Raw genomic sequence first — 23,619 nt, 5'->3', positions numbered from 1 at the left:
AAGCACGTCACTGGCTTGTTGAAATATCCAATTTTCTCGATTTTCAGGTAACCAGCTTGCGACTGGCCCACTTTACGCGCGCCGGGCGAGCAGCTTGGCGAGCCGGGTCAGCGCGATGTCGATGTCGGCCGTCGCGATGCCGCCATAACCGAACAGCAGCCCTGGCGCGACCGCCCGTTCCGCGTGGAATGCCGAGATGCCGTACAGGCCGATCGAGGCCTCGCGCGCGACGGCGATCACCGCGGCTTCGTCGAGCCCGTCGCGCAGCAGCGCGGTGAGGTGGATGCCGGCCGCCGGCACGATCGGCGAGAACCAGCGTCCGAGCCCGTTGCTCAGGTGCGCGACAAGCAGCCGCCGGCGCGCGTCGTAGTGCTTGTGCAGGCGTCGCAGGTGGCGGGCGAAGCCGCCGTCGAGCATGAAGCGCGCGAGCGCGACCTGGGTCAGCGTGCAGGTGTGCCAGTCGTTGATCTGCTTGGCCTTGCGCAGCGCGAGATTCAGCGGCCGCGGCGGCACCATGTAGCCGATCCTCAGCTCGGGGAAGATCGTCTTCGAGAAGGTGCCGACGTAGGCGACGAGCCCCGCCCGGTCGAGGCTCTTGAGCGGTTCCATGGGCCGGCCGTCGAAGCGGAATTCGCAGTCGTAGTCGTCCTCGACCACGATCGCGCGATGGCGCTGCGCCCATTCGAGCAGCGCGATGCGGCGCTCCAGGCTCATCGGCATGCCGAGCGGGAACTGGTGCGAAGGCGTCACGTAGACGAAGCGCGCGTGCGCCGGCAGACGCTCGACGATCAGGCCGTGCGCATCGACGGGAATCCCCTCGACGCGCGCGCCCAGCGCCGCGAATGCCGCGCGCGCGGGCGGATAGCCGGGCTCCTCGACGGCCACCACGTCGCCGGGCCGCACGAGCACGCGCGCGAGCAGATCCAGCGCCTGCTGCGCGCCCTGCGTGACGATCACGTCCTGTTCGTCGCAGACCACCGCACGGCTCGCGGCCACGTAGCGCGCGATCGCGAGCCGCAGCGACGCCTCGCCGGCCGGATCGCGATAGTCGCCGCGACTGCGCGCCTGTTCCCGCAGCGCGTGGTGGATGCAGCGACGCCAGGTGTCGAACGGGAACAAGGTCTTGTCGGTCACGCCGCCGCGGAAATCGTACGGCAGCGGCTGCGCGGGCGGCGGCATCGCGAGGTCGGCCGGCAGCGCATCCCACGGCGCCGCCGGCTCGACGATCGGTGCGGCGGCCGGCGCGGTGCGCGCAGCCGGTTCGGCCGGGACGCGCGCGAGGCCGTCGGCGACGAACGTGCCGTCGCCCGCGCGCGTGTGCAGATAGCCTTCGGCGGCAAGGCGTTCGAACACGTCGAGCGTGGTCTTGCGCGAGACGCCGAGCCGGCGCGCGAGATCGCGGGTCGAGGGCAGGCGCGCGTCGGCGGGGAGGCGGCCGTCGACGATCGCCGCGCGCAGTTGTCGGTAAAGTTGGCCCGTCAGGTCGTGACGGCCATGAAGGTCGAGCGGAAGATCCACGCGTGCTGCCTGGAAAGAAAGCGATCGCGCCATTCTGGCATGCACGGCGTGTGCGGGCGAAGTCCGCCGCTGCCAGCCGGCTCGGCGTGCGGGATGGGATGGGGATCGAGCGGGCGATTTCGGAATCGACGGGTTCCGCCGCCAGGATCGAGCGCCGGCGCGCCCGCTCAGGCGCTCAGACCGACCGCATCCGCGCGGCGACCCCGGCGGAGATCAGGCAGCCGAGCGCGAGATAGCCCGCGACGAGATACCACGCGCCGTCCGCGACGTTCACGAGCGCGACCGCGATGAACGGCGTGAAGCCGCCGCCCACCACGCTCGCGACCTGATAGCCGACGCCCGCGCCGCTATAGCGGTATTCCGCACCGAACAGATCGGTGAAGAGCGGCTGCTGGACGCTGACCACCATGTCGTGCGCGAGATTGGCGAGCAGCACCGAGAAAACCACGATCCAGGCGGTGGCGCGCGCCTCCAGCGCGATGAAGAACGGCACCGCGCAGACGCAGCCGAGCAGCGCGCCGATCAGGTAGATGCGGCGCAGCTCGTAGCGATCGGCGAGCCGGGCGAAGCAGGGGATCGTCACGCAGCTGAGCGCGCCGACGAGCAGGCCGATGTTCAGGAACAGGTCGCGCGACATGCCCAGGTTGCGGGTCGAGTAGCTGAGCGCGAACGTGGTGACGATATACATCGTGAACAGTTCCGCGAGGCGCAGCGCGATGATGAACAGGAAGGCCTTCGGATGGCGCGCGAGTGCTTCGAGCACCGGCAGCTTCAGGCGGCGTCCGCCTTGCTCGACCCGTTCGACGAACTCGTGCGATTCCGTCATGCTCGCGCGCACCCACAGGCCGACCAGCACGAGCGCGATGCTGAACACGAACGGCAGGCGCCAACCCCAGGCGCGGAACGCGTCGTCGCCGAGCAGGTGGCTCGACAGCGAGACGACGCCCGTCGCCAGCACGAGTCCGACGCCGTATCCGACCTGCACGCCGCTGCTGTAGAACGCCTTGTGCCGGCGCGGTGCGCTTTCGACCGCCATCAGCGCCGCGCCGCCCCATTCGCCGCCGACCGCGAAGCCCTGCGCCGCGCGCAGCAGCACGAGCAGCACGGGCGCCCACCAGCCGATCGACGCGAAGGTCGGCAGCAGGCCGATCGCGACCGTGGACAGGCCCATCAGCATCACGGTCAGCACCAGCATGCGCTTGCGGCCGAGCCGGTCGCCGTAATGCCCGAACACGACGCCGCCCAGCGGCCGGAACAGGAAGCCGACGCCGAAGGTGGCGAACGCGGCGAGGGTGCCCATGGTCGGGCTGATCGCCGGAAAGAACGCGGTGTTGAACACCAGCGCGGCGACGATGCCGTACAGCAGGAAGTCGTACCAGTCGACCACGGCGCCGACGAAACTGCCGAGCGCGGCCCGGCGCGCCTGGCTGCGCTCGCCCGGTGCGCGGTCGAGGGAATCGGTGGATGCGGTCATGAAAGCGGGTCTCCGTTAGATCTGGGAAAGGCGGGCCGCCGCGTGTCGCGGCGCAGTCGCTGAACGTAGGAGGATAAGTGGGGCCGAGGTGTCGCGGCAATGGCGCGCCGACCTGAACGCACGCGATCATCGCGTGGATTCGTTCTGCCGAGGCGCGTTTTCCGGGCGGCCGACTGGCTGTTGGAGCCGCTGCGGGCGTACTCGGGCGGGTGTATAGTGCGCGACGCGATTCGCCGCCATTCCGCGGCGTTCGTCCTCATCCGGGAGTCTGCGATGCGCGTCAGGAGCGTCTATTTCAAGGTGACCGACATGGAACAGTCGGTCGCGTTCTGGGAGAGCCTGCTGGCGCGGCCGCCCGGACGCCGTTCGGCGCACTGGACGGAATTCGCGATCGGCGAGGTGCGCCTCGGCCTGCTGCTGAACGATTTTGGGGAAACCCTGACGGGCAGCGCGTGCGTGCCGGTGTTCGAATTCGAGGCGGCCGCGCTGGCCGCGTTCGCCGCGAAGGCGCGGGCGCTCGGCGCGTCGGTGGTGGTCGACGGTCTCGATGATCCGGCGATGAACAGCATCGTGCTCGCCGCGCCGGACGGCCACGAATTCGAGTTGTACAAGGGCCACGGCTGACCGACCCGTGGCCTGGCCCGCCGTCCTTGCGCGGCGCGCAGGGGCAGGGGACCGGGCCGGCCCCCTGCGCCGGCTGGTCAGTTGACCTTCAACTGGCCGCCGCGGCCGAGGCCGCCCTTGACGTCCTGGGCCTTGTAGCTGCGCAGCGAGACGACCATCTTGTTGTACGCGTCGATGAACGCGACCACCGTGGCCTTGCCTTCCGGCGTCGACGTGAAACCGCTCAGGCCGCCGCCCACGTTGCCGCCGAAGCCCGACAGCGCCGCGCCGAAGTTGGTCGAGGTCGAGCTGCCTTCGGCGGCGGCGATCTGCACCGCCGAGCGCACGTCGAACAGCGTCAGCGTGACGACCGACGACTTCGTCTGCAGGCTGCCCGCGACCCGCGCGACCGCGCTGCTGCCGATCAGCCCGCCGATCATGCTGCCGATGCCGCCGACCGGCGAATCGTTGATCACGATCTGCGGTTCCATGTAGTAATCGGCCGCGACGCGCTGTCCCTTCTGCTGTTTCGAGCCCGCGCGATACTCGCCGGTATTGCGCTGCAGGTCGGTGATGCGGGCCAGGCGCGCATCGCTCTTCTGGTTGCCGATCGAGGTGATCACGAAGCAGTTGGACTGCTGCACCGCGAGGCGCAGCAGCGGATCGATGCTCGTCACCTTGGTGGCGCTGCCGAACTGGCCCCACCAGTCGGCGTTGCGGCCGTCGTCGACCGCGATCGTGCCGAGCGGCGCGGTGCAGCGCTGCAGCGTCGAATCGGCGCCGGCGCTGGTGCCGCCCGCGGCCGCGCCCGTCACGCCGGCATTTTCGCCGCCCGGCGTCACCATGCCGCCGCACGCGGCGAGCGATGCGGCCAGCGTGGCCGCGACCGCGCATTGGAGGGTGAAACGGCTGGAATGAGTGGTCTTCATGTCGTTATGGATCACAGTTGAGTCGAAGTTCGGCCTAGTGCGTGATGCACGTTGCTAAGCCCCCGGCAAGTCACGCGACGAGTCGGTCTCCCCGCTGCGGCCCGGCAGCTTCCGGATCCGGTCAATACCAGTACCAGGACGTCTCGCGCCAGACGCCCTGGTACGGGTAGCCCGCATTCCAGTAGCCGTAATAGACGTCACGCCAGCGCGTGAGCCACTTGTATTCCTGTTCGTCGGATTGCTTGGCCGCGCGGGCCTGTTCGAGCAGCTTCTGCGAGTCCTTGTCGCCGCGGCTCACCGCGATCGACAGCCATTTCTCGGCTTCGCGCGGGTCCGGGCCCATCTCTTCGAGGCCGAACAGGTAGTAGCTGCCGAGCGCTTTCTGGGCGGCGAGGTTGCCGCCCTCGGCGGCCTTGCGCATCCAGACGAGCGCCTGATAGCTGTCCTGCCGGACGCCGTCGCCGCGGAAGTAGCGCAGGCCGAGGTCGTAGGCCGCGCGCGGCTCGGTCTCGGCGCTCGCCTTCAGCGCGGCGATGCGCGGATCGACGCGCTCGGACGCGTTCGCCGAGGCGTCGAACGACACCTGATCCTTCGGACGGTCCGCGCAGCCGCGGTCGTCGCAGATACGCACCAGGTTGCCGGCGGACGGATTTTGCGCACAGGCGGCGAGCGCCAGGACGGCGATGCACGGCGCGAGAAAGCGATACTTCATGTTGACCCCTGGTCCCCTGTTGACTGCTGACGACGTCGCCTCGGCTCAGGTTATTCATTAGGAATCCATAGCCATTGGCGCGATGCATACCGGCGGTTCTCGCGATTTCGATCGGGGCCCTTGTCGGGATCCTGGCAACGCATGATGCGCAAAACCGCTTTCCCGTCAGTAGCGCTGAATGTTTATCCGGTCGGCGAATCAGGATTAATCCTTTAATTACCGCCGCTTCAATCGGGCTTGCGTGGATCGGGATAATAAAATCTCTTCGTCGCGGCGGGGTGTCCGCCCGTCCAGATTTGGTGACCCGCCGTCCCGCGGCAGATGAGTATCTTGGAATCCTATCGTTAAATGAGAATTCCAATGCGAAAAGGCTGGACTGCTATTGCAGATAATTGATGGGAAGCCTCATTTCTGGGATGTTCGCTCGGTTTTATTTCGGGGCTGATCACAACGGAGCATTCCGTGTCAGAATATTTCCTTGCATGGAAGGATAGTCATCGGATCTGGTTCAAGTCGCCTGAAAGCTTGTTTTCAGACGTGTCATATCAAACAAAGTTAAGTGGAAGCGAGCGGAAGTTAATCCCGTGGGCGATTATCCCGGGCAATTCGACATGCAAAGTCGCGGTGCGATCTGCACATGTTTTATTGTGATTGGGCGTAAGTCGAAGGGGTTTTCACAGGTGGGCGGGCGGTGGGCTTCGTTGCCGGTTTCAATCTGGAGCGGGGCATCACATTCCACATGACAAGCGCGACGACGCAGTGCGCGCAATGAAGAAAGGAAACGATGCCTGCCGGCGTGCGCAGCGGCTGAGAGCCCGCTCCGTGCTGTCGACCGGACAGGCTGGGGTACCGTCAATGGACGACATATCTAAGCAGGATGCTGGGCAACCGGGGGCGGCCCTGGAGGCGGCGGGGGGGCACGCCGCGCTGGTGCATCGGTCGCTTGCCGCGGCGGACGCGCGCCGCGAGGCCGCCGAGGCCCGTGATGGGCAGGCGACGCACCCGGGCGTGGCTGCGCCGCCCGGGCAACCGGATCCCCTTGAGGGGCCGGCGGCGGAATTGCAGGTCTCCGACGCCGCGAGCGAACTGCTGTTCGACTACCTGTGCTCGCTGCGCAAGCATCTGCCGCACCTGAGCGCGGCGGAGACCCCGCACGTGATCCAGGCAACCAACAGCCTGATGCGGGCAGGGCTGCGCCCGCTGCCCGACGCCGCGCGCGACGAAGGGCGAGCGCCGCCCAACACGGTGCTGTTTCAGCGCGTGCAGCGCTACATCGACAGCAACCTGTCCAGCGCCGACCTCACGCCCGAGCGGATCTGCAAGGACGTCGGCATCTCGCGTTCCAAGCTGTACCAGCTGTTCGCGCCGTCGGGCGGGGTGATGCGGGTCGTGCAGCGCGAGCGGCTGCTGCGGATCCGCGAGATCCTGGCCGATCCGGCGCGACCGAAGATGCGCATCGCGGAGATCGCGTGGTGCCACGGCTTCGTCAGCGAGAAGCACTTCAGTCGGGTTTTCAAGGCCGAATTCGGCCATACGCCGCGCGAAACCCTCGAACGCGCGCCACGCGCCGGCGCCTGAACGGCCGGCCGCCGCGTGGCGGCCGACGCACCTCCCGACGCACTTCCAGGAAACCGATGCCATAAATCTTTAACGATGGGCCGCGACAATGGCGCCCGTGTCGATCGCCGTGAGTTGGAGCCGGCGTTGCACACGTGTGCAATCCTGTCGCGAGCCACGCGGCGTTCACCCGAGAGAGCCCCGATGAAACTGTCCAGCCGCCTGCGCGCGTTATCCGTCGCCATCGCCCTTACCGTCACGAGCCTCGGCGCGAGCGCGGCGGACCTCGTGATCGCGGGACGCGACGACATCTATGGCAAGGGCCTCGCCGAGGCGGTCGCCGGCTTCACGAAGCTGCACCCGGGCGCGGACATCGAATTGCTGAAGCTGCCGAACAGCGGCCTGTACCAGAAGCTCAAGCTGTCGCTGCGCGAGGGGACGAGCGCGTACGACCTGATCATGATGGACGACACCTGGGCGCCTGAATTCATCGGCAACGGCTGGCTGAAGCCGCTGCCCGGGGCGCTCGCGGACGCGGACCTCGTGCCGTCGACGGTCGCGCTCGGCCGCGCCGCGTCCGGCGGCCTGTATGCGCTGCCGGTGGTCGGCAACGTCGAGCTGTTCGCCTACCGCAAGGATCTGCTCGCGAAATACAAACTGCAGCCGCCGCGCACCTGGGACGATGTGCTGAAGATCGCGCAGACCATCGGGACGGCGGACAAGCAGACGGCCGGCGTGGTGTTCCGCGGCACCAAGGGCAATCCGGTCGTGACGGGCTTCCTGCCGATCCTGTGGGCGTACGGCGGCGATGTGCTCGACCGCGACGGCAAGGTCGCGATCGACACGCCGCAGGCGCGCGCGGCCCTGAAGACGTTCCTCGCGCTCAAGCCCTGGGCGCCGCGCGACGTCGACGTCTACGGCGCGGCCGAAGTGCGCGACGCATTGCAGCGCGGCGCGGCGGCGCAGGCGATCGAGGTGTGGCCGGCATGGATTCCGGCGCTCGACGATCCGCAGCAGTCGCGGGTCGTCGCGCGGATCGGCTTGCAGGCGCCGCCGGGGCAGGTGACGGGCCCGGCGCCGATGCTCGGCATCTGGCAGATGGCGATTCCGAAGGATGCGCCGCACGCGCCGCTCGCGCAGGCGTTCCTGGCCTATCTGACGTCGCGCGACACGCAGACGCGCCTCGCGGCGCTCGGCCTGCCGCCGACCCGCCGCAGCGTGTTCGCCGATCCGGCGCTGGTCAAGCAGTTCCGCTGGTATCCGGACCAGCTGAAGGCGCTCGAGGCGGGCCGCGCGCGGCCGCGCGTGAAGGACTGGCAGCAACTCGAAAGCATCCTCGGCGACCAGCTGCAGCTCGCGCTGACGGGCCAGAGCGCGCCGGACGCCGCCTTGCGCCAGGCCGCGCAGAAGATGGCGCAGGCGCTCGCGGCGGGCAGCCAGTGACGCGCGCGTCCCGCACGCGGGAGTCGAACCGATGAAATCGCTGCGCGGCATCCTGCCGCTCGCGTTCCTGACCGCGCCCGCGCTGCTGGTGCTCGGCGTGCTCGCGCTGTATCCGGTGGCGCGGGTGCTGGCCGACTCGTTCCTGCGCGGCGGCGGGGCGGGCGGCCCGGTGCTCGCGGGGCTCGCGCATTACCGGGCGGTGCTCGGCGACGACGCCTTCGCGGCGAGTTTCGCCAATACGCTGCACTTCACCGTGGTCGCCTCGCTCGCCGAGGTGGCGCTCGGCTTCGGGCTCGCGCTGCTGTTCGTGCGCGCGTTTCCGGGCCGGCGCATCGCGCTGCCGCTCGCGATCCTGCCGATGATGCTGTCGACGCTCGTGTGTTCGGCGATCTGGCGCAACTGGCTCAACTACAACGGTTTCCTGAACGCGCTGCTGGCGGCAGCCGGCCTGCCGGGCGTGCGCTGGCTGTCCGATCCGCAGCTCGCGATCTGGTCGCTGATCCTGGTCGACGTGTGGCAATGGACGCCGATGGCGTTCCTGATCATCCTGGCCGGCTTGCAGGCGATTCCGCGCGAGCTGTACGAGGCCGCGCGCACCGACGGCGCGAGCGACTGGCAATGCCTCGCCCATATCACGCTGCCGCTCGCCGCGCCGCAGATCGCGCTCGCGCTGCTGTTGCGCTCGATCGACACCTTCAAGCTGTTCGACAAGGTCTACGCGCTCACGGGCGGCGGGCCGGGCAACGCGACGCAGACCCTGTCGACCTATGTCTACGACACGGGCTTCCGCTTCTTCAACCAGGGGCCGGCCAGCGCGGCGGCGGTCCTGATGCTCGCGGCGTCGGCCGTGCTCGTCTCGGGATATGTATGGCTATCGTTTCGCAAGCGGGGCAACTGATGGGTGCGCCGGCACAGGCCGCGCCGCCGCGTCCGGCCGCCCGCGCGATGGGCAGGATGGCGCTTGGCGCCTTGCGCGGCGCGGCGCTGCTCGCCTTGCTGCTGCCTTGTCTGTGGATGCTCGGCGCGGCCTTCATGCCGACGCTCGAACGGCTCGATCATCCGCTGCGGCTGTGGCCGGCCGCGCCCACCTTGGCGCATTTCTCGGCGGTCTGGGCCAGCGGGATCGGCGTTCAGGTCGCGAATTCGCTGCTCGTGAGCAGCGGTGCGACCATCCTGTCGCTGGCGCTCGCGTTTCCGGCAGCCTACGCGCTCGCCAGGCTGCGCTTCCCGGCGCGGCTCGACCTGCTGTTCCTGCTCCTGGTGCTCGCGCTGAAGCTGATGCCGCCGATCACGATCGCCGTGCCGCTGTTCACGCTCGCGAAAACCCTGCATCTGCTCGACTCGCTGCCCGGGCTGATGCTCGCGTACCAGATCTACACGCTGCCGATGGCGATCTGGATGCTGCTGTCGTTCGTACGCGAAGTGCCGGTCGAATACGAGGAGGCGGCCTGCCTCGACGGCGCGGGCCTCGCGCGCCGTCTCCTGCATATCGTGCTGCCGCTGTGCGCGCCGGGGCTGATGGCGACGGCGATCTTCGTGTTCATCGCCGCGTGGAACGAATTCCTGCTCGCGCTGCTGTTCGTGTCGACGCCGAGCCGCTTCACGCTGCCGCTCGCGATCGCCGGCTACGTGACCGAAAACGGCATCGACTGGGGCGACCTGATGAGCGCGGGGCTGATCGCGTCGCTGCCGACGCTCGCCGTGGCGGGCTACGTGCAGCGCTACCTGCTGCGCGGTTTCGCGGGCGGGCTCAAATAGATCGAACAAAGCCCGGGCCGCGCGACGGTCCGGGCGCGAGAGGCACCTGAATCCGGCCGGACGCCGTCGCGCCCGCCATACAACCATTAGGAGTCCAGCATAAATGAACAAGCGCATGGTCGTTTTCGCAGCAGCGGGTTTCGCGGCCGCCGCCGCGCATGCCCAGAGCAGCGTCACGCTTTACGGGGTGCTCGACAACGGCATCGTTTACCAGAACAGCAGCACCACGCGCGGCTCGACCTCGGGCGGCCGTTCGGCCGTGACGATGTCGACGGGCGCCTGGGCCGGCAGCCGGTTCGGCCTGAAGGGCGGTGAGGATCTCGGCGGCGGCACGAAGGCGATCTTCCAGCTCGAGTCCGGCGTCAGCACGACCAACGGCACCGCGCAGTTCGCGGGCGGCATCTTCACGCGCCAGGCGTGGGTCGGCCTGACCAACCCCGTCTACGGCTCGCTGACGGCCGGCCGCCAGTACACGGCGTACTACACGCTGCTGTCGCCGTACAGCCCGACCACCTGGCTCACGGGCTTCTTCGGCGCGCACCCGGGCGATATCGACTCGCTCGACACCACGATCCGCGCGAACAACTCGCTCGTCTACACGTCCCCGAAGATCGGCGGCTTCACCGTGAGCGGGTCGTACGCGCTGGGCGGCGTCGCCGGCAGCGTCAACCGCGGCTCCACCTGGAGCGCCGCGCTGCAATACCTGAACGGGCCGCTCGGCATCGCGGCCGGCTTCCAGCGCGTCAACAACTCCACGCCCGGCGGCGGCGCGTGGGGCGCGGATTCGACGACCAGCTCGGGCGGCCAGCCGGGCGTGTCGGCGATCAACAACGGCTACCAGACCGCGCAGGCGCAGCAGCGCGTGGCGGTGACGGCGGGCTATCAGTTCTCCTCGGCGTGGGACGTGTCGGTGTCGTATTCGAACGTGCAGTACCTGCCGGGCGCCGGCTCGGCGTTCCGCAATACCGCGACCTTCAACACCGGCGGCATCGCGCTGCACTGGAAGCCGAGCGCGACCTGGGATCTCGCGGGCGGCTACAGCTACACGCGCGCGACCCAGTCGAACGGCATCACGAGCGCCGCGCAGTATCACCAGCTGTCGCTGACCCAGTACTACAGCCTGTCGAAGCGCACCGGGCTGTATCTGGGCGAGGCGTTCCAGCGCGCGAACGGCAAGACGATCGGCTCGAACGGCACGCAGATCATCGACGCGACCGCCTCGGTCGGCGACGGCTTCAATGGCACGCCCGCGTCGACGCGCACGCAGATCGTCGTGGGCGGCGGGATGCTGCATCGCTTCTGACGCAACCGCGTCCCGCTCCGCACGCGCCGCGCCCGCTTCGCCGGGCGCGGCGCCTTGGCACAGACAACCAGGAATCCCCGTGGCGACACTCACGCTCAACGCGGTTCGCAAGACCCGCGCGCTCCGGCAGCCGGTGCTGCAGCACATCGACCTCGACGTCGCCGACGGCGAATTCGTCGTGCTGGTCGGCCCGTCCGGCTGCGGCAAATCCACGCTGCTGCGGCTCACGGCGGGCCTCGACAGCGTGACCTCGGGCGAGATCCGCATCGGCGGGCGGCGGGTCAACGACATCGACGCGCGCGATCGCGACGTCGCGATGGTGTTCCAGAACTACGCGCTGTATCCGCATCTGACGGTCGCGGACAACATCGCGTTCGGGATGCGCATGCGCGGCGTCGCGCCCGATGCGATCCGCACGCGGGTCGCGCAGACGGCGCGGATGCTGGCGCTCGACGCGCTGCTCGCGCGCAAGCCCGGCGAATTGTCGGGCGGCCAGCGGCAGCGCGTGGCGATGGGGCGCGCGATCGTGCGCGAGCCGGCGCTGTTCCTGTTCGACGAGCCGCTGTCGAATCTCGATGCCCGCCTGCGCGCGCAGCTGCGCGTCGAAATGCGGCGGCTGCATGCGCGGCTCGCGACCACCACGCTGTACGTGACCCACGACCAGGTCGAGGCGATGACGCTCGCGCAGCGCATCGTCGTGCTGAACCAGGGGCGGGTCGAGCAGATCGACACGCCCGAGCAGATCTATGCGCGCCCGGGCAGCACCTTCGTCGCGAGCTTCATGGGCGCGCCGCCGATGAACCTGCTGCCGGGCCGGCTCGCGGCCGACGGCGGGGCGTTCGAGGTCGACGGCGGCCCCTCGCTCGCGCTGCCCGAGGCATGGCGGCGGGTGGACGGGCTTCGGCCCGGGCGGGGCTACGTGCTCGGCATACGTCCCGAGCATCTCGGGCTCGGCCGTGCCGAGGGCTGTGCGCGGGCGGCGCTGCCGGTGGAACTGGTCGAGATGCTCGGCGCGGATACGCTCGCGTTCGGCGCGTGGGGCGACGCGAGCGTCGCGGTGCGGCTGCCGCATGGCCTGCGCGCGACGCCGGGCGACGCGCTCGAACTCCATCTGCCGCCGGCCCACCTGCATCTGTTCGACCGGGAAACCGGGCGCCGCGTCCATTGAGCGGCGCGCCGCGCGCCTCAGCCGCAGGTCTTGCGCACCACGCTCGTGACGGGCACGACGCGCGTGCGGGAATCGCCGCTGTAGGCATCGATGCGATCCGCGAGCATGTCGACGGCCTGATTCGCGAGCCCGTGTGTGTCCTGCTGGATCGTGCTCAATTGATAGGTGTCGTAGCCGGCCGCCGGAATGTCGTCGAAGCCGATCACGCACAGGTCGCCGGGCACGCTCAGGCCGTAATGGTGGCGCGCCGTATCGATCAGCCCGAGCGCGAGCAGGTCCGACGAGCAGAACACGCCGTCGGGACGCGGGTCGAGCGCGGCCAGCCGGTGCGCGGCCGCGACGCCCGATGCGTAAGTGTCGGCGGGCGTATCGAGCAGCGCGACGGGCGGCAAGCCGCCCTCCGGCGCCAAGCGCGCGAACTCGGCATGCCGCGCGAGTGCGCTGTAGCTGGTCTCGACCGGTCCGACGAACGCGAGCCGGCGCGCCCCGGCGCGCGTCAGCAGCCGGGCGGCGTGCGCCGCGCCGGCCGCGTTGTCGCTGACGACCACGTCGGCGCCCGGCAGGTTCGACGCGCGGTTGATCATCGCGACCGGAATCTGGTGGTCGAGGTACTGGCGCGCGAGCCGCAGCGGCGGCGAGGCCGAGGTCATCACGATGCCCGCGATCCGGTAGCTGAGCAGCATTTCGAGCGAGTGCTTGATCTGGCGCGGATCCTCGGCGTTCATCACGAGCGGCGTCAGCGCATAGCGGCCGAGCGCGGTGAGGATGTCCGCGAGCAGCTTGGCGCGAAACGGATTCTCGAAGCCGGCCGTGACGACGCCGACCATGCTGCTGCGCTGCGTGATCATGTCGCGCGCGATCAGGTTGACCTGGTAGCCGAGCGCGCGCGCGGCGCGCATCACGCGCTCGCGGGTTTCGGGCGCGATGCTCGCGGTCGGCGAGAAGGCGCGGGAGACGGCGGAGCGGGAGACGCCGGCGCGCAGCGCGACGTCGGAGGCGGTGACCCAGTGCTTGTTCGGTTTGTCAGCCATGCGCGATCGAAGGGGCGAGGCCCGGCGCGCAGCGGCGGCGCCCGGGCGGCGACACATGATACGGCCGCGCGGCACGCGCCGCGCGGCCGCACCCGCGAAGTATTGATTGATCCATCCGGACGGCGCGTGCCGGCGCGCCGGTCCGCCTTGCCATCGCCGGCCATTTTCCATGACCCATTGCCAGACCGATGCCTCCTTGCCGCTGTCCGACTGGATGGCGGCGCTCGACGACAGCCGGGCGCTCCAGGCGCTTACCTTAGCCGGGAGTCATGACACCTGTGCGTATACCGTCGACGACGCGCTCGCCCGCACCCAGTCGGCCCCGCTCGACGCGCAGCTGCGCCACGGCGTGCGGGTGCTCGACATCCGCTGCCGGCATGAGCGGGACCTGTTCCATATCAATCATGGCGGCATCCCGCTCGGGCTGATGTTCGACGACGTGCTCGACGACTGCGCGCGCTTTCTCGCCGCGCATCCGGGCGAAGCCATCGTGATGTCGGTGAAGGACGAGTGCGGTCCGCGCGCCTGCACGCGGACCTTCGCGCAGACCTTCGCGGCTTACCGGCAGCGCCATGCGCGCCTGCGCTGGCGGCTGGAGCCGGTGGCGTCGACGCTCGGCGCGGCGCGCGGCGCGATCGTGCTGCTGCGCCGCTTCGCAAGCGGGCAGCCGCTCGGGCTCGACGCGTCGGCGTGGCCCGACAACGCCAGTTTCACCATCGACGCGCCCGGCGCGGCGTTCTCGATCCAGGACGAATACCGGGTGCCGGTGCGCGCCTCGCTCGATTACAAGTGGCGCGCGATCGATGCGCTGCTGGCGGACACGGCGCGGCTCGTCGAGGCCGGCCGCTGGGTCGTGAATTTTTGTAGCGGCACCGGCATGGGGGCGAATCCGTCGGTGGTCGCGCTCGGCGACGCGGCCAGCGTGGGCATCCATGCCCGGCTGGCGGCCCGGTTGGCCGCGTGCGCGGGCCCGTGCGGCACGCTGCTGTTCGATTTCTGCGACGACCGGGACTGGGCGCTCGTGCGTGCGCTGGTCGAGCGCAATCGGCGGGCCGCCGACGGCGGCGGATGAACCGATGCAGGGAGATCGGCAACATTGAGCGGCGAAAAAGACCCGAAGCGGCGGGAAAGAAGTCGGGGCGCGGCGGTTTCGCGCCTCGACCCTGGCCGCCCGGGGCCGGGACGGAGGAGGCAGGATTGTTTCCAAATGTGCAACCTGCAGCGACAAATATCAACGCGGCGTCGCGTAAAACGAGGGCAGGATGCCGATTACGCAGAAATTTTCGCATCCAGGGCTAAAGTATTACGTTAATCTTTCCGAAAATTACTGTCGTAATGGTCAGATTAATCAACTTGCGGGGGTAGTCCATGGCGATCGACAGCTTAACCAACAACACGGCAATCAATTCCAACTCTGCGCTGCAGGACGCGGCGCAGTCGATCATCAACGGCGCCACGGGCAAGAGCAATCTGGACGTCGATGGGCTGGTCGCCGTGCTGGTCAAGGGCAAGACGGCCGGCCTGAACGTGGCGATCAGTGCCGCCACCACCCGGAACAACGATTTGTCCGCCGCGTTCGGCCGCCTGCGCAACGAACTGACGTCGCTGCAGACGGCGCTGACCTCGCTGTCCGACGGCACGCTGCAGCAGAAATTCGCGGTCAACGCATCGGGCAAGGGCCTGACGGCCACCACCGAGAAGGGCGCGACGGCCGGCAGCTACCAGGTGGAAGTCAAGCAGGTCGCGAATTCCCAGACGCTCGTGTCGAGCGCGTTCGATCCGAAGCAGAAGCTCGGCACCGGCACGATGACGCTCAAGGTCGGCGACAAGTCGATGCAGCTCGACGTCACCCCGGAGAACAACACCCCGGCCGGCATCGCCGCCGCCATCAACGCCTCGCAGAAGAACCCGGGCGTGACGGCCACGATCGTCAACGGCACTGACGGCGCGCACCTGGTGCTGCGCACGGTCGCCTCGGGCAGCGCGAACGTCATCAACATCGACGTCAGCAACGTCAAGGACGACGGCGGCCTGTCGAAGTTCGCGGTGCAGTCGGTGGTCGATCCGAAGGGCGGCCCGTCGAAGGTGATGGACGGGGCTCACACCTGGACCCAGAGCAAGGACGCGGCGGCCCAGGATGCGATCGTCTCGGTCGGCGGCATCACGGCGCGCCACGCCGACAACGCGATGAAGGACGTGATCGCCGGCGTGACGCTGAACGTCACGCAGGAGGCGCTCGGCTCGACCCAGACGCTGACGATCTCGCCCGACATCGATGCGCAGGCAAAGGTGGTCACCGATTTCGTCGCCCAGTACAACTCCGTGATGAAGACGGCGGCGGCGTTCTCGACCTTCGACAAAACCGCGGCGAAGGGCCAGCAGGGCGGCATCCTGCTCGGTGATCAGACGCTCAACGCGATCCGCAACTCGCTCGGCAAGATCATGGCGGGGGGCGTTGACAACGGCACGGCCAAGGCTGGTTTCGCGGAAATCGGCGTGAAGTTCGCGCCGCTGGGCTCGAACCTGCCGGACGGTTCGCTGGTGGTCGACAACGCCGCGTTGAAGGCCGCGCTGCAGAACAAGCCCGCGGTCGTGGCCCGGGTGTTCAACGAAACCGACGGCCTCGGCAAGCAGATGAGCAACCAGATCAATCTGCATATCCGCGACGACGGCACCAAGTTGACCGACAAGGGTACGATCGCGGTCCGTCTCAGCGCGATCGACACGGACATGAAGAGCCTGTCGCAGCGCGGGAAACAGTTGGAGCTTTACACCTCGCAGCTGACCACGCAGTACAAGTCGCAGTTCACGGCGCTCGACGCGCTGATGGCGAAGATGAAGACCAACGGCGACTACCTGACGGCGTTGTTCGGCGGCCAGAACAGCGCCGGCGCGTTGGCCAACAAGTAAGCCCCGGCGCGCGGCGGCCCGCGCGCGCCTCTTGCGGTTCCGCCGCCGCGGCAGGATCATCGGGCACCGACCTCGCCCGATCCTGCCGGCGGCCGGCGTGACCGGTCCGATCGCGCGCCTTGCGGCACAGGCGCGCCCGCCGGCCAGGTTCACCGTTTCCCGGGAACTCATGGCCACCGAATCCGTCCGTTTCCCCAAGTTCGCCGCGCGAGCGGATCGCATGCCGCGCCGGTTGCTGTTGCCCGCCGCGCTTGCGTTCCTGTGTCTCGATCTGGCGTGGTGCCTCGCCGCGCGCTGGACGATCGCACCGCGCGAACTGCTGCTGGGCCTCGCGATGTGCGCGGGGCCGCTCGCGCCGCTCATCGCCGTGCGTTACCGGCGCGATCCCCGCCTGCGCGCGCTGTGCGTCGATACCGCGCAGTTCATGCTGTTCAGCCATGCCGCCGCGTTGTTCAGCTACCTGGTGGTGAGCACCGGCGCGCCGCTCGTCGACGCCCGGCTCGCGCGCTGGGACCGCTGGCTCGGCTTCGACTGGCCGGCGCTGTATCGCTGGCTGCATGCGCGGCCCGCGCTCGACGCGCTGCTCGGCGTCGCCTATGACAGCGCGCTGCCGCAGATGGCGTTCGTGATTCTCTATGGCAATCTGGCCAACCGGCGTGCGCGGGTGATCGAGTTCTTCAACGTGGTCGTGCTCGCATTCGTTGTCACCACGGTCGTCGCGGGCTTCGCCCCGGCGGCCGGCGCGGCCAAGCTCCACGCGGCCGAGGTGCACGCGAATCTCGCGCTGTGGGCGGATTTCGAGCCGCTGCGCGCGGGCCTGCTGAAATCGTTCAGCCTGCTGCACGCGCAGGGCCTCTACGCCTTCCCGTCGTTCCATACGGTGATCGCCGTCGCGCTCGCCTACGCGCTGCGCGGCACGCGGCCGTTTTCCTGGTTCGTCGCGCTCGACGCGCTCATGATCGCGGCCACGCCCATCCACGGCGGTCACTACCTGGTCGATGTGCTGGCGGGCGGGGCGACGGCGGCGCTCGCGATCGCCGCGGCCCGCTCGCGCCTGTTCACCCGTATCGCGCGCTGAGGGCAGGGCGGCCGAGCCCGCCCGCGCACCGATTCTCCCGATCGCGTCGCAAAGCGCAGCGGGCAAGCGCAACATTTCGAAGGTTTACTCACTTTATTGTTTCAAACGGCTGACAGCGCAACGATCGCGCGCATTGGCTCGCGCGCCGGGCTTCCCATCCTGCGTCTCAAACACACGTCCCGGACAAGACCCTCGGCGCACGGTGCGCGAGCTTACAGTTCGCCTTGACCGACCCGGTTCCCGATGGCTCAATCCGGCGAACGGCGCGTCGCCCGAGGCGATCGAGACCGTGAGTTCAACGAAACAACTCAACGAGACAAATACCGGAGGGGACGTGAAGATCATCCGCATGATGGCCGGCCTTGGGCTGGCCTTGACCGCGTCGTTGTCGCAGGCCGCCGTGTCCTGCCGCCCGGCCACGCCGCTCGAGGCAGCCGCGTATACGACGCCATTCCAGTTTCCCGGGGTCATTTCGCCGCGCGACGGCACCTGCTGGGTCAACAACCTGACGATCACCGCATCCGACGGCACGCGCCTGACCGCCAACGTATCGCTGCCGAAGCAGTCGCGCCCGGACCAGACGTTCCCGACGATCGTCATGATCTCGAGCTGGGCCGCCTCCGACTTCTTCGAGTACCTGGGCCAGCAGCAGAAGCTCGCCCAGGACGGCTACGTGGTGCTCAGCTATACGCCGCGCGGCTTCTACCTGTCGGGCGGAACGGTGCAGGTGGCGGGGCCGCAGGACGTCCGCGACGTGTCGACCGCGGTCGACTGGGCGCTCGCGAACACGGGCGCCGACCCCGACCGGCTCGCGGTCAGCGGGATTTCATACGGCGCGGGCCTGTCGCTGCTCGCGCTGGCCCAGGACCCGCGGCTCAAGACCGCCGCCGCGCTGTCCGGCTGGGGCGATCTGGTCGACCAGCTGTATCCGGCGCAGTCGCCGAACGCGACCTGGTCGGCGGTGCTGTTCCTGTCGGGCAAGGTGACGGGCCGGCTCGATCCGATCGTCGACCAGTACATCAAGGCGCTGCTCGATCCGAACACGCCGCAGGCGAAGGTCGACGAGATCGTCGCGTGGGCGCGCGTTCGCTCGCCGGCGAGCTACATCGACGCGATCAACAAGCGCAACGCCCCCGTGTTCCTCAGCAAGAACTTCGAGGACGACATGTTCACGCCGAACTCGTCGATGCGCCTGTTCTCGAAGCTGATGGGCCCGAAGAAGCTGCTGATCAATCCCGGCATCCACGCGCAGGCGGAGATTCCCGGCGCGCTGCTCGGCTTGCCGAACTTCCCGTACGACGAGGCGCACCGCTGGTTCGACCGCTTCCTGAAAGGACAGCAGAACGGCGTCGACACCGGCCCGCAGGTGTCGATGCAGATCAAGTTCAGCACGACGCGCGACACCTTCGACACCTGGCCGGCCAGCAACGTCCGTGCGCAGACGCTGTACGTCGGCCCGCGCGGCGGATTGCGCTGGGAGCTGGGCTGCTTGTGCTGGAAGGGCACCAACGGCGCGTTGCAGGCGACGCCGAACACGGTGGCGGGCGGCGACCTGATCCAGAATTTCTCGGACACCACCGCGACGAGCGGGCCGATTCCGATCCTGTCGACCTTCGGCGAGGGCCTCGGCGCGCCGGTGATCAACGCGTTGCCGAGCGTCGCGCTCGCGACCGGCGTGCGCTACGAAGGCGCGCCGCTCGCCGCGCCGATGCAACTGCGCGGGGTGGCGCAGTTGAACCTGCGCGTCGCGCCGTCGCAGGCCCGCGCGCAGGTGGTGGCCTACCTCTACGATGTCGATGCGCTCGGCATCGGCAAGCTGATCACGCACGGCGCGCGCACCGTGCACTGGGCCACGCCCGGCGCGACGATCGATTTTCCGATCGAATTCTCCGCGACCGCGTATGACGTGCCGGCGGGCCACCACATCGGCGTCGTGCTCGATACCTACGACAGCCTGTACCAGCCGCCCGTCAACCCGGGCGAACGGTTCGGCGTGACCTTCCAGTTCGATCCGACCCGGCAGGCCACGCTGGTGCTGCCCGTCAAGTCGTGACGGGCTCACTGTAAGGACCTCGCCGTCACGGCCGCGCGCCGCCTCAGCTTTGCACGTAGCGTGCGGGCAGCGGCGGCGCGCCGGCCGGAATCGTCACCAGCCCCGTGTTGAGCCAGCCCTGGGGCGCACCGTTCGACTGCGCATACGCGCCGACGTACGGCATCATCCGGGTCGTCTGGTACACCTGCGGCGTCCAGCCCGGCGGCGCGAGGAAGATCGAGGTCGCGCGCTTCTCGCTGTACGCGGAAGCGCCGTAGGTCGAGATGTTCCACAACGTCTGCTGGTAAGTCGCGTAGTCGGCATTGTGGCGATCGCCGCCCGCCGGCCAGCCTTCGAGCTGGATGAAGGTGTTGTACGCCCCCGCGCCGGCCAGCAGATTGTTGACGGTGCGGCCGTACAGGAACGACAGGATCAGCCCGCATTGCTCCGGCGCGAAGTCGCCGCCGACGCTCAGGTAGTAGCGTCCCGTCGTGTTGACGAGCGACGCGTAGTGCGAATTGCCGATGTCGACCGAGGTCGCGAGCCCGCTCGCGCCGATGTAGCTGTCGAACGCCTGCATCGACACGCCCGGGGGCAGGTCGCTCGCCGCGCTGATCGCCACGAAATGAGACCCCGCCGCGAGCAGCGTCAGGCAGGCATTGACGCTCGCCGCATTCCAGTTGCCCGCCGCGTCGGTGAACGCGAAGCCGCGATACCCGCTCAGGTTGAACACGGCCGGCGCGCTGCCCGGCTGCCAGGTGAGCTGCGGCACCCACATCGTCAGCGCGCCGTTCGCGGATGCGCCCGCCACGTAGTGCTTCAGCAGATCGATCAGTTGCGCGTCGGCGGGCGGCAGGGCCGAACCGGCCGCCCCGCCGAGCCAGCGCTGCGTCCATTGAGCGACGAAGCCCGCCAACTGGCCGCCCGTGAAATCCGCCGGCGGGATGTAGCCGAGCGGCCCGGTGTCCTGATAGGCGGCCTGGATCGCGGCCGCGCCGCGCAGGCTCGCGCCGAACAGGCTGTTCGCGAAGTCCTGACAGTTGTTGCGCGGCGGCGTGTCGAGCAGCGCGAGGGGGGCGACGTAGGCGCCGTTGGCGGTGGCGACGCCGCGATACAGGTTCAGGTTCGCGACCGCGTCATGCCCCGGGAAGGTGGCTGCGTTCGCGCCGGCCACATAGCCTGCCGACGGCGCGACGCCGACCGTGGTCGCCTGCGCGCCGAACGGGTGCACGTAGGACAGGTTGAAGCCGGCGTCGCCGCCCGCCAGGCTGAAGCTGCCCGTGCAGTCGCTCAGGCTGCTCGACGCGCTGACCGTCGTGGTCTGGCCGGTCGAGATCCGCGACGCGGACGCCTGCGGAGCCGAGCCGCTCTGGCTCGCGGCGTTGCCGTAGGCAAGCGTCAGCCCGGGGATCCAGCTGGTGACGTTGATCGTCATCGAGCGGCCGGTCAGGCTGAGCGCTCGCGCGTCGGGTTTCGGGTCGGACGCCGCGAGCAGCGAGGCGCCGCCCGGCGAGTCATCGCCGCCGCAGGCGGCAAGCGCGGCGACGAGCGGCGACAGCGCGAGCGCGGCGCCGCGCGAGATGAAGCGGCGGCGCGGCGCGACCGGGAAGAGTGAAGCGGGAAGGCGGGGCATGGCGGGACCTGTTCACGAAGAGAGTGGGCGAAACGCGCATCGTCCGATGCACACGTGTGCAAAAGAGGCGGCAGACGCGCACCGGTTCGCGAGGCCGCGGCACACAGTTATGCGCGCGTTGTGTGAAATGCGTGCGACAGCGATTGGGCGCGATGCGCGGACCCATCCGTATGGCGCGCCTCGAAAGCGATCGAACCGGAAAGGTCGCGTCGGGCTGCCCGCGGGCCGCGGCAAGCGCTCGACGCCGAGCGAGGCGCGCGCGTGGGCTCAGATCATCCGGATTCGATTGCGTGTCGGCCGCGATGAACTCGGTGCGCCGGTAACGGACCCGGACCGGTGTGAACCATGCGGCGCTTCGCGACGAGGCATGGCGAGGAGATCGGCGTGATGTCGAAAGCACTGTCCGGCCATCGAGCGTCCAATCGACCGGGGCGTATTGCCGACGCCCGAAGGCCGATGCGGAATGGACGCATGCGCGCGCCGTTGCGACGACGCGTGACGAGCCCCGCTCAGTGCATGACTTGCGACAGCGCGCGGGCCGCGTCCGGCGTCATGCCGGTCCACGCGTGGAAGGCGCGGAAGAAGGAGTTGGGATCCTGATATCCCAGCAGGAAAGAGATCTGGTTGTACGGCAAATCGGAATGGACGATGTAGTGACGCGCGAGCTGTTCGCGCACGCTGGCCAGCAGCGTCTTGAAACGGGTGCCTCCCTGTTCGAGCCGTCGTTGCAGCGTTCGCCGGCTGACGGCGAGCTTGTCCGCGACGTCGTCCGCGCTGCTGAGGCCACTGGGAATCATGTCGAGCAGCGCGGCCCGCACCCGCTCCGACAGACCCGCTCCGACAGACCCGCGCCGGCCGCCGACAGGCCGGACAGTCGCCGCCTCAGGTAGGAGCCGGCGCGGCGCGGGACCGTGCCGGGCGCTCCCAGCGGCCGACGCGATCCCTCGGTATCATGGACGCGCGCGTGCTGCCCGCACGCCCCGCCCAACCGACACTCATCGACCCAATGGAGCAATGAGCATGGCCATTCCGAGCTACACCGATACGCAGTTGCTGATCAATGGCGAGTGGTGCGACGCCGCGAGCGGCAAGACGATCGATGTCGTCAATCCCGCGACCGGCGCCATCATCGGCCGGGTCGCGCATGCGGGCATCGCGGATCTCGACCGCGCGCTCGACGCCGCGCAGCGCGGCTTCGCGCTGTGGCGCAAGGTGCCCGCGCACGAGCGCGCCGCCACGATGCGCAAGGCCGCGGCCCTCGTGCGCGAACGCGCCGACGCGATCGCGCGGCTGATGACGCAGGAGCAGGGCAAGCCGTTCGTGGAAGCGCGCATCGAGCTGCTGTCGGCCGCCGACATCATCGAATGGTTCGCCGACGAAGGCCGCCGCGTGTACGGCCGGGTCGTGCCACCGCGCAATCTCGCGGCGCAGCAGACGGTGGTGAAGGAGCCGGTCGGCCCGGTCGCCGCGTTCACGCCGTGGAATTTCCCGGTGAACCAGGTGGTGCGCAAGCTGAGCGCCGCGCTCGCGACCGGCTGCTCTTTCCTGGTCAAGGCGCCGGAGGAAACCCCGGCGTCGCCGGCCGAACTGCTGCGCGCATTCGCCGACGCGGGCGTGCCGGCGGGCGTGATCGGGCTCGTGTACGGCGACCCGGCGGAAATCTCGGGCTACCTGATTCCGCATCCGGTGATCCGCAAGGTCACCTTCACCGGCTCGACGCCGGTCGGCAAGCAGCTCGCGGCGCTGGCCGGCGCGCACATGAAGCGCGCGACCATGGAGCTGGGCGGCCACGCGCCCGTCATCGTCGCCGACGACGCCGACCTCGCGCTGGCCGTCAAGGCGGCGGGCGGCGCGAAGTTCCGCAACGCGGGGCAGGTGTGCATCTCGCCGACCCGCTTCCTCGTGCACAACAGCATCCGCGAGGAATTCACGCGCGCGCTGGTCCAGCATGCGGAAAGCCTGAAGCTCGGCGATGGCCTCGCGGAGGGCACGACCCTCGGCCCGCTCGCGAACGCACGCCGGCTCGGCGCGATGCGCAAGGTGCTCGACGATGCGCGCGCGGTGGGCGCGACGGTCGCCACGGGCGGCGAGCGCGTGGGCGAGGTCGGCAACTTCTTCGCGCCGACGGTGCTGGCCGACGTGCCGCTCGAAGCCGACGTGTTCAACAACGAGCCGTTCGGCCCGGTCGCGGCGATCCGCGGCTTCGATTCGCTCGAGGACGCGATCGCCGAGGCCAATCGCCTGCCTTACGGGCTCGCCGGCTACGCGTTCACGAAGTCGTTCCGCAACGTGCACCTGCTGACCCAGCATCTGGAGGTCGGCATGCTGTGGATCAACCAACCCGCCGCGCCGTGGCCTGAAATGCCGTTCGGCGGCGTGAAGGATTCCGGCTATGGATCGGAAGGCGGTCCGGAGGCGCTCGAACCGTACCTCGTCACCAAGGCGGTGTCGGTGCTCGCAGTCTGAGCGC

The 23,619-nt window shown here is 69.1% G+C and carries 19 protein-coding genes; 12 read left to right on the top strand and 7 right to left on the bottom strand.

Going from position 1 to position 23,619, the window contains the following annotated elements:
- Window positions 1-72: 72 nt before the first annotated feature.
- Together pdxR and shiA are read right to left on the bottom strand one after the other, a co-directional pair.
- Entirely contained in the window at window positions 73-1,518 is a 1,446-nt protein-coding gene (pdxR, locus tag Bsp3421_RS11215; RefSeq protein WP_273996041.1) for a MocR-like pyridoxine biosynthesis transcription factor PdxR, read from the bottom strand.
- Window positions 1,519-1,693: 175 nt separating this feature from the next.
- Window positions 1,694-2,992: a shikimate transporter gene (gene shiA / locus Bsp3421_RS11210; RefSeq protein ID WP_273996040.1), complete on the bottom strand. Its 1,299-nt coding sequence runs from the start codon at window positions 2,990-2,992 to the stop codon at window positions 1,694-1,696.
- Window positions 2,993-3,265: 273 nt separating this feature from the next.
- Between shiA and Bsp3421_RS11205 the strand changes: the two genes are divergently transcribed.
- Window positions 3,266-3,616, top strand: coding sequence for a VOC family protein (locus tag Bsp3421_RS11205; protein WP_273996039.1), 351 nt, complete (start codon window positions 3,266-3,268; stop codon window positions 3,614-3,616).
- A 77-nt stretch (window positions 3,617-3,693) separates the two neighbouring features.
- Here Bsp3421_RS11205 and Bsp3421_RS11200 read toward each other — a convergent pair whose 3' ends face one another.
- The gene (locus tag Bsp3421_RS11200) at window positions 3,694-4,524 is read right to left on the bottom strand and encodes a hypothetical protein (protein ID WP_273996038.1); all 831 of its coding nucleotides are present in this window, start codon (window positions 4,522-4,524) and stop codon (window positions 3,694-3,696) included.
- A gap of 121 nt (window positions 4,525-4,645) precedes the next feature.
- A complete protein-coding gene (locus tag Bsp3421_RS11195; RefSeq protein WP_273996037.1) occupies window positions 4,646-5,236 on the bottom strand; it encodes a tetratricopeptide repeat protein in 591 nt (196 codons plus the stop codon).
- A gap of 768 nt (window positions 5,237-6,004) precedes the next feature.
- Between Bsp3421_RS11195 and Bsp3421_RS11190 the strand changes: the two genes are divergently transcribed.
- The 6 genes from Bsp3421_RS11190 (at window position 6,005) to ugpC (ending at window position 12,465) form a co-directional block, all read left to right on the top strand.
- Window positions 6,005-6,814 carry a helix-turn-helix domain-containing protein gene (locus Bsp3421_RS11190; RefSeq protein ID WP_273996036.1) on the top strand — a complete coding sequence of 270 codons (810 nt, stop codon included), beginning with the start codon at window positions 6,005-6,007 and terminating at the stop codon, window positions 6,812-6,814.
- A gap of 183 nt (window positions 6,815-6,997) precedes the next feature.
- The gene (locus tag Bsp3421_RS11185) at window positions 6,998-8,236 is read left to right on the top strand and encodes an ABC transporter substrate-binding protein (RefSeq protein ID WP_273996035.1); all 1,239 of its coding nucleotides are present in this window, start codon (window positions 6,998-7,000) and stop codon (window positions 8,234-8,236) included.
- A 31-nt stretch (window positions 8,237-8,267) separates the two neighbouring features.
- Window positions 8,268-9,134, top strand: a complete 867-nt coding sequence (locus Bsp3421_RS11180; RefSeq protein WP_273996034.1) for a carbohydrate ABC transporter permease — start codon at window positions 8,268-8,270, stop codon at window positions 9,132-9,134.
- A 47-nt stretch (window positions 9,135-9,181) separates the two neighbouring features.
- Window positions 9,182-9,994 (top strand): carbohydrate ABC transporter permease, encoded by an 813-nt coding sequence (locus Bsp3421_RS11175; protein WP_273998350.1) that lies wholly within the window; start codon window positions 9,182-9,184, stop codon window positions 9,992-9,994.
- A 103-nt stretch (window positions 9,995-10,097) separates the two neighbouring features.
- On the top strand, window positions 10,098-11,297 hold the full coding sequence (locus Bsp3421_RS11170) for a porin (protein ID WP_273996033.1): 1,200 nt from the start codon (window positions 10,098-10,100) through the stop codon (window positions 11,295-11,297).
- 79 nt (window positions 11,298-11,376) lie between these two features.
- Complete coding sequence (gene ugpC, locus Bsp3421_RS11165; RefSeq protein WP_273996032.1) at window positions 11,377-12,465, top strand: sn-glycerol-3-phosphate ABC transporter ATP-binding protein UgpC; 1,089 nt, start codon at window positions 11,377-11,379, stop codon at window positions 12,463-12,465.
- Between the two features lie 17 nt (window positions 12,466-12,482).
- Here ugpC and Bsp3421_RS11160 read toward each other — a convergent pair whose 3' ends face one another.
- The gene (locus Bsp3421_RS11160; RefSeq protein WP_273996031.1) at window positions 12,483-13,496 is read right to left on the bottom strand and encodes a LacI family DNA-binding transcriptional regulator; all 1,014 of its coding nucleotides are present in this window, start codon (window positions 13,494-13,496) and stop codon (window positions 12,483-12,485) included.
- Between the two features lie 169 nt (window positions 13,497-13,665).
- On the opposite strand from Bsp3421_RS11160, the gene Bsp3421_RS11155 reads away from it, so the two are divergent.
- The 4 genes from Bsp3421_RS11155 (at window position 13,666) to Bsp3421_RS11140 (ending at window position 19,537) form a co-directional block, all read left to right on the top strand.
- The gene (locus Bsp3421_RS11155; RefSeq protein WP_273996029.1) at window positions 13,666-14,568 is read left to right on the top strand and encodes a phosphatidylinositol-specific phospholipase C; all 903 of its coding nucleotides are present in this window, start codon (window positions 13,666-13,668) and stop codon (window positions 14,566-14,568) included.
- Window positions 14,569-14,864: 296 nt separating this feature from the next.
- Entirely contained in the window at window positions 14,865-16,406 is a 1,542-nt protein-coding gene (gene fliD, locus Bsp3421_RS11150; protein ID WP_273996027.1) for a flagellar filament capping protein FliD, read from the top strand.
- A 169-nt stretch (window positions 16,407-16,575) separates the two neighbouring features.
- Entirely contained in the window at window positions 16,576-17,484 is a 909-nt protein-coding gene (locus Bsp3421_RS11145) for a phosphatase PAP2 family protein (RefSeq protein ID WP_273996025.1), read from the top strand.
- Window positions 17,485-17,833: 349 nt separating this feature from the next.
- Window positions 17,834-19,537 carry a CocE/NonD family hydrolase gene (locus Bsp3421_RS11140; RefSeq protein ID WP_443111508.1) on the top strand — a complete coding sequence of 568 codons (1,704 nt, stop codon included), beginning with the start codon at window positions 17,834-17,836 and terminating at the stop codon, window positions 19,535-19,537.
- A gap of 43 nt (window positions 19,538-19,580) precedes the next feature.
- Here Bsp3421_RS11140 and Bsp3421_RS11135 read toward each other — a convergent pair whose 3' ends face one another.
- The gene (locus Bsp3421_RS11135) at window positions 19,581-21,149 is read right to left on the bottom strand and encodes a hypothetical protein (RefSeq protein ID WP_273996021.1); all 1,569 of its coding nucleotides are present in this window, start codon (window positions 21,147-21,149) and stop codon (window positions 19,581-19,583) included.
- A 509-nt stretch (window positions 21,150-21,658) separates the two neighbouring features.
- Complete coding sequence (locus tag Bsp3421_RS11130) at window positions 21,659-21,967, bottom strand: helix-turn-helix transcriptional regulator (RefSeq protein WP_273996019.1); 309 nt, start codon at window positions 21,965-21,967, stop codon at window positions 21,659-21,661.
- 202 nt (window positions 21,968-22,169) lie between these two features.
- Between Bsp3421_RS11130 and Bsp3421_RS11125 the strand changes: the two genes are divergently transcribed.
- Window positions 22,170-23,615, top strand: coding sequence for an NAD-dependent succinate-semialdehyde dehydrogenase (locus tag Bsp3421_RS11125; protein WP_273996018.1), 1,446 nt, complete (start codon window positions 22,170-22,172; stop codon window positions 23,613-23,615).
- Window positions 23,616-23,619 lie beyond the last annotated feature (4 nt).

This window comes from Burkholderia sp. FERM BP-3421, from assembly GCF_028657905.1.
GTDB lineage: Bacteria > Pseudomonadota > Gammaproteobacteria > Burkholderiales > Burkholderiaceae > Burkholderia.
This window is presented reverse-complemented; position numbering and strand designations above follow the sequence as displayed.

What these genes read in the sequence shown, in the direction of transcription:
- shiA (WP_273996040.1), bottom strand. Translation starts at nt 2,992, where the DNA reads ATGACCGCATCCACCGATTCCCTCGACCGCGCACCGGGCGAGCGCAGC.
- Bsp3421_RS11205 (WP_273996039.1), top strand. Translation starts at nt 3,266, where the DNA reads ATGCGCGTCAGGAGCGTCTATTTCAAGGTGACCGACATGGAACAGTCG.
- Bsp3421_RS11200 (WP_273996038.1), bottom strand. Translation starts at nt 4,524, where the DNA reads ATGAAGACCACTCATTCCAGCCGTTTCACCCTCCAATGCGCGGTCGCG.
- Bsp3421_RS11195 (WP_273996037.1), bottom strand. Translation starts at nt 5,236, where the DNA reads ATGAAGTATCGCTTTCTCGCGCCGTGCATCGCCGTCCTGGCGCTCGCC.
- Bsp3421_RS11190 (WP_273996036.1), top strand. Translation starts at nt 6,005, where the DNA reads ATGAAGAAAGGAAACGATGCCTGCCGGCGTGCGCAGCGGCTGAGAGCC.
- Bsp3421_RS11185 (WP_273996035.1), top strand. Translation starts at nt 6,998, where the DNA reads ATGAAACTGTCCAGCCGCCTGCGCGCGTTATCCGTCGCCATCGCCCTT.
- Bsp3421_RS11180 (WP_273996034.1), top strand. Translation starts at nt 8,268, where the DNA reads ATGAAATCGCTGCGCGGCATCCTGCCGCTCGCGTTCCTGACCGCGCCC.
- Bsp3421_RS11175 (WP_273998350.1), top strand. Translation starts at nt 9,182, where the DNA reads ATGGGCAGGATGGCGCTTGGCGCCTTGCGCGGCGCGGCGCTGCTCGCC.
- Bsp3421_RS11170 (WP_273996033.1), top strand. Translation starts at nt 10,098, where the DNA reads ATGAACAAGCGCATGGTCGTTTTCGCAGCAGCGGGTTTCGCGGCCGCC.
- Bsp3421_RS11160 (WP_273996031.1), bottom strand. Translation starts at nt 13,496, where the DNA reads ATGGCTGACAAACCGAACAAGCACTGGGTCACCGCCTCCGACGTCGCG.
- Bsp3421_RS11155 (WP_273996029.1), top strand. Translation starts at nt 13,666, where the DNA reads ATGACCCATTGCCAGACCGATGCCTCCTTGCCGCTGTCCGACTGGATG.
- fliD (WP_273996027.1), top strand. Translation starts at nt 14,865, where the DNA reads ATGGCGATCGACAGCTTAACCAACAACACGGCAATCAATTCCAACTCT.
- Bsp3421_RS11145 (WP_273996025.1), top strand. Translation starts at nt 16,576, where the DNA reads ATGGCCACCGAATCCGTCCGTTTCCCCAAGTTCGCCGCGCGAGCGGAT.
- Bsp3421_RS11140 (WP_443111508.1), top strand. Translation starts at nt 17,834, where the DNA reads ATGATGGCCGGCCTTGGGCTGGCCTTGACCGCGTCGTTGTCGCAGGCC.
- Bsp3421_RS11135 (WP_273996021.1), bottom strand. Translation starts at nt 21,149, where the DNA reads ATGCCCCGCCTTCCCGCTTCACTCTTCCCGGTCGCGCCGCGCCGCCGC.
- Bsp3421_RS11125 (WP_273996018.1), top strand. Translation starts at nt 22,170, where the DNA reads ATGGCCATTCCGAGCTACACCGATACGCAGTTGCTGATCAATGGCGAG.